Here is a 6,855-nt window from a genome sequence, read left to right on the forward strand (position 1 = left end):
GGTGTCCACCGCTCAGGCGGCGACCAGCACGCGCTCACGGGCGGGCGGCGGGGCGGCCACCGGCTGACCGGCCACCAGGGACTGCACGACGTGCACGCGCTGATCGCCGGCGATCAGCGCCACCACCGCCACGTACCCGTCACCGGGGTCCAGGTCGACGAACCTGATGTCACGCGGCGGGATCTCCAGCGGCCAGCTCAGCAGCTCAGGCGGCTCCTCGGGGCCGGTGACCTCAAGCTTGCCCGGGGAGACGCGCAGGCCGTGCCCGGTGGCCTTGAGCGCCGCCTCCTTGCGCGTCCACACCCTGGCGAACGCCTCATAACGCTCATCCGGCGGCAGCGCGTCCAGGGCCTTCAACTCGTGCGGGGTCAGGGCGCACCGGGCCAGGTCGTCCACGGGCTCCGAAGGCACCGCCTCGACGTCCACGCCCAGCGCTCCCACGCCCGTCAGCGCCACCGCCACCCGGTCGCCCGAGTGGGAGACCGAAACGTGCAGGCGGCGACCCGACATCCTGATGTACGGCTTGCCGTGGTGCCTGGCGCAGTCCGCGCAGCTCCGGTCGACCACCACGTCCTCCGGGCGCACCCCGAGCTGGGTGGCCGCCGCGTTGCGCAGCAACCAGGCCCCGGTCAGGAAACGGCGGCGGTCGGGGTCGCGGCGGAACCTGGCGGCCCGCTCCAGCTCGGGTTCGCTGAGCACCGCGGACAGCGTCTCCACGCTCCGGTGTCCGGGAGTGGCCCACCAGACACGGCATTCTCCGGGGGCCAGCAGGGAAGCGATCATCGGTATCCTCCTTCGGCGTCCTCTTCGGGGTTCCTCGTGAGCAGCGTCCGGCAGGTCACCAGCTCCCAGTGGTCGATCTCGGGATTGGTGAGGACCTCGGCGACCACGTCCCGCACCTGGGCGCTCGTCGTGGGCTCGTCGGGGCGCACGCGGATGACGATGTCCCCGGTGGCCTGCGTGAGGTCCTTGTGCCAGCGGCTCGGCAGCAGCGCCATGATCCGGATCCCGTCGACCGGCGAGCCGGGGACGGGAAGCCCGTCGACCTTGCGCATCGTCAGCTGGATCAGCATGATTCCTGGGTCTCCGTCCTCCTCCTGGCGATGGTCCTTCGTTCTCGCACTTCCCACTGTGGGACAGGCGCGACAACCGGGCCAGGGCTCGCGGAGTCAGGAAGCTGCAGGTGGGCAGCCGCATGCTGTCAACGGGGCCCCCAGGACACGCGAAAGCCCCGCAGGCGGCGGCCTGCGGGGCTCCCCTCGCCTCTCCAGGGGCCCTCTACAGGGGCACGTTCCCGTGCTTGCGCGGCGTCGGGTGCTTGCGCTTGTCGCGCAGCATGGCCAGCCCGCGCGCCACGGCCGCCCGCGTGTCCACGGGGTCGATCACGTCGTCGACCAGCCCGCGCTCGGCCGCGTACGTGGGATGCACGAGCTCGCTCCTGTAGCGGGCCACCAGGTCCGCGCGCAGCATGCCCGGATCGCTCGCGCCGGCCAGCTCCTTGCGGTAGATGACGTTCACCGCGCCCTCCGCGCCCATCACCGCGATCTCGTTCGTGGGCCACGCCAGTGACAGGTCCGTGCCGATGGAGCGGGAGTCCATCACGATGTACGCGCCGCCGTACGCCTTCCTGATGATGACCTGGACGCGCGGCACCGTCGCCTCGCAGTAGGCGTACAGGAGCTTGGCGCCGTGCCGGATGGCGCCGGCGTGCTCCTGGTCGGTGCCCGGCAGGAAGCCGGGCACGTCCACGAGCGTCACCAGCGGGATGCCGAAGGCGTCGCACAGCCGGACGAAGCGCGCCGCCTTCTGCGAGGCGTTCACGTCCAGCACGCCCGCGAGCACCATCGGCTGATTGCCGACGACGCCCACCACCTCGCCGTCGATCCTGGCGAACGCGCAGATCACGTTCGGCGCCCAGGCGCGGTGCACCTCCAGGAAGTCGCCGTCGTCCACCAGCTCCGCCAGCACCCGCCGCATGTCGTACGGCTTGTTCGGCTCGACGGGCACGATCTCCGCCAGGCGGGGCCGCACGTCGTCGGACGCGCCGCGCGAGGGCAGCGACGGCGGACGGCTCATGTTGTTGCTCGGCAGCATCGACACCAGGTGGCGCACCTCGGCCAGGCAGCTCTCCTCGTCGTCGTGCACGAACGCGGCCAGGCCCGAGCGGGTCGCGTGCACCGGCGCGCCGCCGAGCTGCGCGTGCGAGACGCGCTCGCCCGTGACCGCCTCCACCACGTCCGGGCCCGTCAGGTAGAGCTGCGCCGTGTCCCGGACCATGAACGTGAAGTCCGCCAGCGCCGCCGAGTAGGCCGCGCCGCCCGCGCACGGGCCGAGGATGACGTTGATCTGCGGGATGACGCCCGACGCCGCGACGTTCCGCTGGAAGATGCCGCCATAGCCGTTGAGCGACATCACGCCTTCCTGGATCCTGGCGCCGCCGCTGTCGTTCAGGCCGATGAACGGGGAGCCGGTGGACAGCGCCAGGTCCATCACCTTCTGGATCTTCAACGCGTGCGCCTCGCCCAGCGAGCCGCCGAACACGGTGAAGTCCTGCGCGTAGACGAAGACCCGGCGACCGTCGATCGTGCCGGAGCCGGCGATCACCCCGTCCGTGTGCGGGCGCTGCCGTTCCATGCCGAGACCCTGCGCGCGATGCCGGCGCAACATGTCCAGTTCGAGAAAGGACCCCTCGTCGAGCAGCAGCTCCAGCCGCTCACGGGCGGTCCGCTTGCCCAGCGAACGCTGCCGGGCCACCGCCTGCGGGCGGCCCTCCGCGACCTCCTCACGCAGGCGCCCATGCTCCTCGCGCAACCGGTTCATGGACGGGGGCGGCGCCTGAACCGCCTCGTCAAGGGCCTCCACGGACGGCATCGCGGCGATGTCGAGTTCCGAGATGCTCATGATTTCCCTCCCTCGTCAGTGCCTCCAGTCAATGGTCAGTGGCCGTTTCCTGTCACCTCCTGCAGTGCGGGGAGCCCCGGCGCGTGGCAGGAAGCGGAAACCCGCGTGCAGCTTGCTGCCCGCCGGAAGCCTGGTTCCGGGGCTTGCCGCAGCGCAAAGTTGGAAGTGCGAAAGGGAAACACGAAAAACACAAAACACTAAATAAGAAAGAGGCAGAGTGATGGCTGAGACGACGATTTTCAAGACGGTTACCGACAACATTGCGAAGTGGGCCATCGTGATCGTCGCCGCGGGGGCCACCTTGACCGCCGGCTCCGCCGCCCTTGAGTCGCTGAGCACCCTGAACGGGACCGTGGCCGTCGCCGACGACGACCCGGGCAACACCTGGCCCGTCCCGGCCCCCACGCCCACCCCCACTGACGGCCCCGGCAACACCTGGCCCGCCCCGGTCGCCGCCGACGACCCCGGCAACACCTGGCCGGTGCCCCCGACCACCCCCACCCCCGACCCCAACACCTGGCCGAGCGCCTGACCCGGAAAGGCCCCCCGATTGTTCCGCACACTTTGAACATCCGGAAAGGAGAGATGAACCACGAGAATTCACAAAAGAACCCCGCGGCCACCGGCCGCGGGGTTCACGCTGTGCCCGTGAGGCACGCGAAAAGAAAAGGCGGATCAGATCCAGTTCTCCTCCTTGGCGCGCAGCGCCGCCTGGAAACGGTTCACCGCGCCCAGCCGGGCCATCAGGTCCGCGACGTAGCGCCGGTAGGTGCGCACCGACACGTCGAGCTCCCGGGCCGCGATCTCGTCCTTGTCCGCCGTGGCCATCACCTCCAGGACCCGCTGCTCCATCTCCGTCAGCATCGGCTCCTCCTCCGGCGGGTCGATGTAGGTGCGCAGGTCCACCGCCGAGTTCCACAGGCCCTCGAAATAGATGACGAGCTGCGACACCAGGCCCGGCTCCCGTACGAGCAGCGCGCCCTTGGAGTTCTGCTTCGGGTCGATCGGGACCACCGCGACACTGCGGTCGTACATGAGCATGCGGTCCATCGGCTGCTCGGTGATGCGCACCTCGCCGCCGAGACTGATCAGCTCGCGCAGGTACGACACCATGTGCGGGTCCTCCAGCGCCGACGGGTGGAAGATCTCCTTGATCGACAGGCCCCGGCGCAGGCTCCGCGTGTCCAGCGGCAGCGCCGAGTCGATCATCACCTTGGTGAACGGGCCGCCCGGGTGCAGGCAGAGCGTCTCCTTGTAGGAGAAGAACGCGAGATCGTCCAGCCGCTGCCGGACCCGCGCGCCGTTCTCCACCCGCTCGATGTCCAGCGCCGCACCAGTACGCTCGCCCTCCTGCATGTCCTCCAGGAAGCCCGCGATGGCGTCACGCGCGGCGAACACCCGGCGGATCTCCGCGTTCAGCTCGTCCAGCCGCTTCTCCACCAGCCGCTCGATCGCGACACGCGGCTCCGTGGCCACGACCCGGTGCCGGTCGGTCAGGTCCAGCATGTGGAGCTGACCCAGCCGCTCCACGGCCGCCTCGACCGTGTCGGGATCCATGGACAGGCTCTCCGGCAACGATCCGACGCCCTCGCCCCGATGCCGAAGGAAGTAGCGGTAGATCTCCTCCAGTTCGGGAGTGATACCGATGACTGTGAGGTCCATGGCCGCCTCCCTATACATGCGATTATCGGCATTCGGCCGGCGCCGATTCTCTTGCGCCGTGCGGAACCGGCCCCTACGGCACGGGACAGGGCAGCCTCGCGGGAGCCGCGCCGTAACACGCGGCCCCCGGGCACACGACCTTCACGACCGCCTCCGCCCTGCGTGACTCGACGGCCACCGGCTCCTGCCCGAACCTGCGGGCGGCGATCTCCGGCCAGCTCGACGGCCGCAGATCCCCCGGCTCGTCCACCAGCCACGGCTCGGCGTCGACCGCCAGGCGCTCCAGATGCGCGGCGTAGTCCGCCTCATGGTTCCAGACCGCGAACCGGCGCAGCGAATCCGCCGGCGAGAGCCCCGCCCACGGCTGCGCCTTGGCCGCCATCGCCCGCAGGAACGCCTCCCCCACCGCGCTCCGCACCGTACGGCCCGCCGCGACGCCCAGCGTGGCGCCCTCACCGCCGACCATCACCAGCGCGGCCCGCACGTCCGGCGCCGCCAGCGCGAACGCCGACACCCGCAACCCCAGCCCCCGCGCCGCCGCCATCACCCCGCCCGGCAGCAGCCGGTCCAGCTGCGCCGAGACGCGCAGCAACTGCTGCTCGCCCGGAGCGGCCCACCAGCGCGCCACGACATCGTGCGCCACGACCTCGGCGATCGCCTCGGAGACGCCGAGGTCCACCACGCCGCTCATGACCGGCTCCACCCGCGTCTCGCGCTCCCCCAGCCACACGACCTCCGCCGGCACCCGGTAGCGGTTCCCGCTCACCAGGCCCGTCCCGGCCACCGCCGCCCCCACCGGCTCCGGCGCCCCGGCCATGAAGTCCGCCAGCCGCAACTCCCTGCCCCTGCCGGCCTCGCTCCCGTACGGCATCCGGCGCAGCTCGTCCAGGGCGCCCGCGCGCGCGACGGCCCGCGACCTGGTGCGCTCCTCGTAACGGGAGAAACCGGCGACGACCACGTCCAGGCCGTCAACCTGCGCGTACGCCAGATGCACGGCGCCTCCGAGGCAGTCGGCCACCTCCGCCACCACCCCTGGCACCGCTGACGCCGGACGCGAACCCGCGGGCGTGGGTGCCATCGTGTCTCCTCCGCACTCAGTCCCATGCCGGGGCAGCCCCGGCGTGGGGCCTCCGGCACCGCGGCCGCCTCGTGCCGGCGGATACGGAGGGGGTCCGGCGATGGGCGGACCGCGGGCCGAGCTTCCCCACCGGCCGGCATCGGGGCGATCCTCCGGACACCGGCTCATGCCCAGTACAATCGCGGCCCGGCCCGACCGTCAACGCCCCGGGGCCCATCCAGCAATCGGCAAGAAGCCCCCCAAACCCCCGCCCCCACCCCGAACCCTGGCAACCTAGCGGCGGGTTGCCCGGGGTTGCCCGGCGTAGCGGCTGGCGGTTGTGGCGCGTAGCGGGCGGCGGGCGTAGCGGGCGGCGGGCGTGGCAGGCGGGCGGCGTGAGGGGCGGCGGGTGGGTGGACGGCGCATCCAGGCGGCCGACTCCCCGTCTCTCCGCACCCCGCCCCTCACCTGCCCAGCCGAACGCCCGGGCGTCCGGGCACGCTGGCGGGCCGGACGTCCGAACGGTCCAGACCGCCGGGTCAGGGGCGCGACCGGACCGCCGGGCCGGCAGCGGCCGGGCCGGGTGGCCGGATTCCCCCAGCTTTCCGCACCCCCACCTGCCCCAGCCGGATGGCCGAGCGGGCGCGCTGGCGGGCCGGGCGGACCGTCGCGGTGGTCGGCGGCACGCGACCGGGCCGGCCGTTGCGGCGGCACGGCTGCCCCGGGTGCGGCCGCGGCTGGGCGCGGGCGCGCCTGGCCTGGGGCTCACCTGGTCGCCGGACAGCGCACCCACCAGCGACCGTACGGGGCGGGCGGGTGAATCCCCCGCCTGCCCCTGGCCGGGGTGGGGAGGTGCGGGCGGGCGCGGCCCACGGGGGCGCGGGGGCGCCTGGGCCGGGGACTCGCCCGGTCGCTGGGCAGGGCACCCGCCAGCGACCGTACGGGGGGCGGGCGGGTGAATTCCCCGCCTGCCCTCGCCGGGGTGGGAAGGTACGGGCGGGCGCGGCCCAGGGCGCGGGGGTGCCTGGGCTGGGGGCTCGCCCGGTCCCAGGGCAGGGCACCCGCCAAGAGCCGGGCGCCCGGGAGGACGGGCGGGCGAGATCCCGGCTGGGTCTCGGTCGCCTGGCGCGGGGCGTATGGCGGCCCGGGGCGGGGTGGAGGCCCCGGGCCGGCCTGCGCCCCGGGGGGGGGGGGGGGCCCCGGGGGGGGGGGGCCCCCGGGGGGGGTGGGGTGCC

The 6,855-nt window shown here is 72.9% G+C and carries 6 protein-coding genes; 1 reads left to right on the forward strand and 5 read right to left on the reverse strand.

Annotated features, from left to right (window positions below):
• Positions 1-12 precede the first annotated feature (12 nt).
• From AB0J53_RS38335 to AB0J53_RS38345, 3 genes are all read right to left on the reverse strand, one after another.
• Positions 13-783, reverse strand: coding sequence for a 4'-phosphopantetheinyl transferase superfamily protein (locus AB0J53_RS38335; protein WP_219508746.1), 771 nt, complete (start codon positions 781-783; stop codon positions 13-15).
• Positions 780-1,073, reverse strand: coding sequence for a hypothetical protein (locus tag AB0J53_RS38340; RefSeq protein ID WP_219508747.1), 294 nt, complete (start codon positions 1,071-1,073; stop codon positions 780-782). The genes AB0J53_RS38335 and AB0J53_RS38340 overlap by 4 nt, the downstream gene beginning before the upstream one ends.
• 205 nt (positions 1,074-1,278) lie before the next feature.
• Complete coding sequence (locus tag AB0J53_RS38345) at positions 1,279-2,820, reverse strand: acyl-CoA carboxylase subunit beta (RefSeq protein ID WP_246645795.1); 1,542 nt, start codon at positions 2,818-2,820, stop codon at positions 1,279-1,281.
• 301 nt (positions 2,821-3,121) lie between these two features.
• On the opposite strand from AB0J53_RS38345, the gene AB0J53_RS38350 reads away from it, so the two are divergent.
• The gene (locus tag AB0J53_RS38350) at positions 3,122-3,433 is read left to right on the forward strand and encodes a hypothetical protein (RefSeq protein ID WP_219508748.1); all 312 of its coding nucleotides are present in this window, start codon (positions 3,122-3,124) and stop codon (positions 3,431-3,433) included.
• A gap of 143 nt (positions 3,434-3,576) precedes the next feature.
• Here the strand turns inward: AB0J53_RS38350 and AB0J53_RS38355 are convergent, their stop codons facing one another.
• Positions 3,577-4,563, reverse strand: a complete 987-nt coding sequence (locus tag AB0J53_RS38355; protein ID WP_219508749.1) for a helix-turn-helix transcriptional regulator — start codon at positions 4,561-4,563, stop codon at positions 3,577-3,579.
• A 73-nt stretch (positions 4,564-4,636) separates the two neighbouring features.
• Complete coding sequence (locus AB0J53_RS38360; RefSeq protein WP_364181555.1) at positions 4,637-5,641, reverse strand: hypothetical protein; 1,005 nt, start codon at positions 5,639-5,641, stop codon at positions 4,637-4,639.
• Between the last annotated feature and the right edge of the window lie 1,214 nt (positions 5,642-6,855).

Origin of the sequence: Nonomuraea sp. NPDC049725, assembly GCF_040674795.1 — a bacterium.
Classification (GTDB): Bacteria; Actinomycetota; Actinomycetes; order Streptosporangiales; family Streptosporangiaceae; genus Nonomuraea; species Nonomuraea ceibae.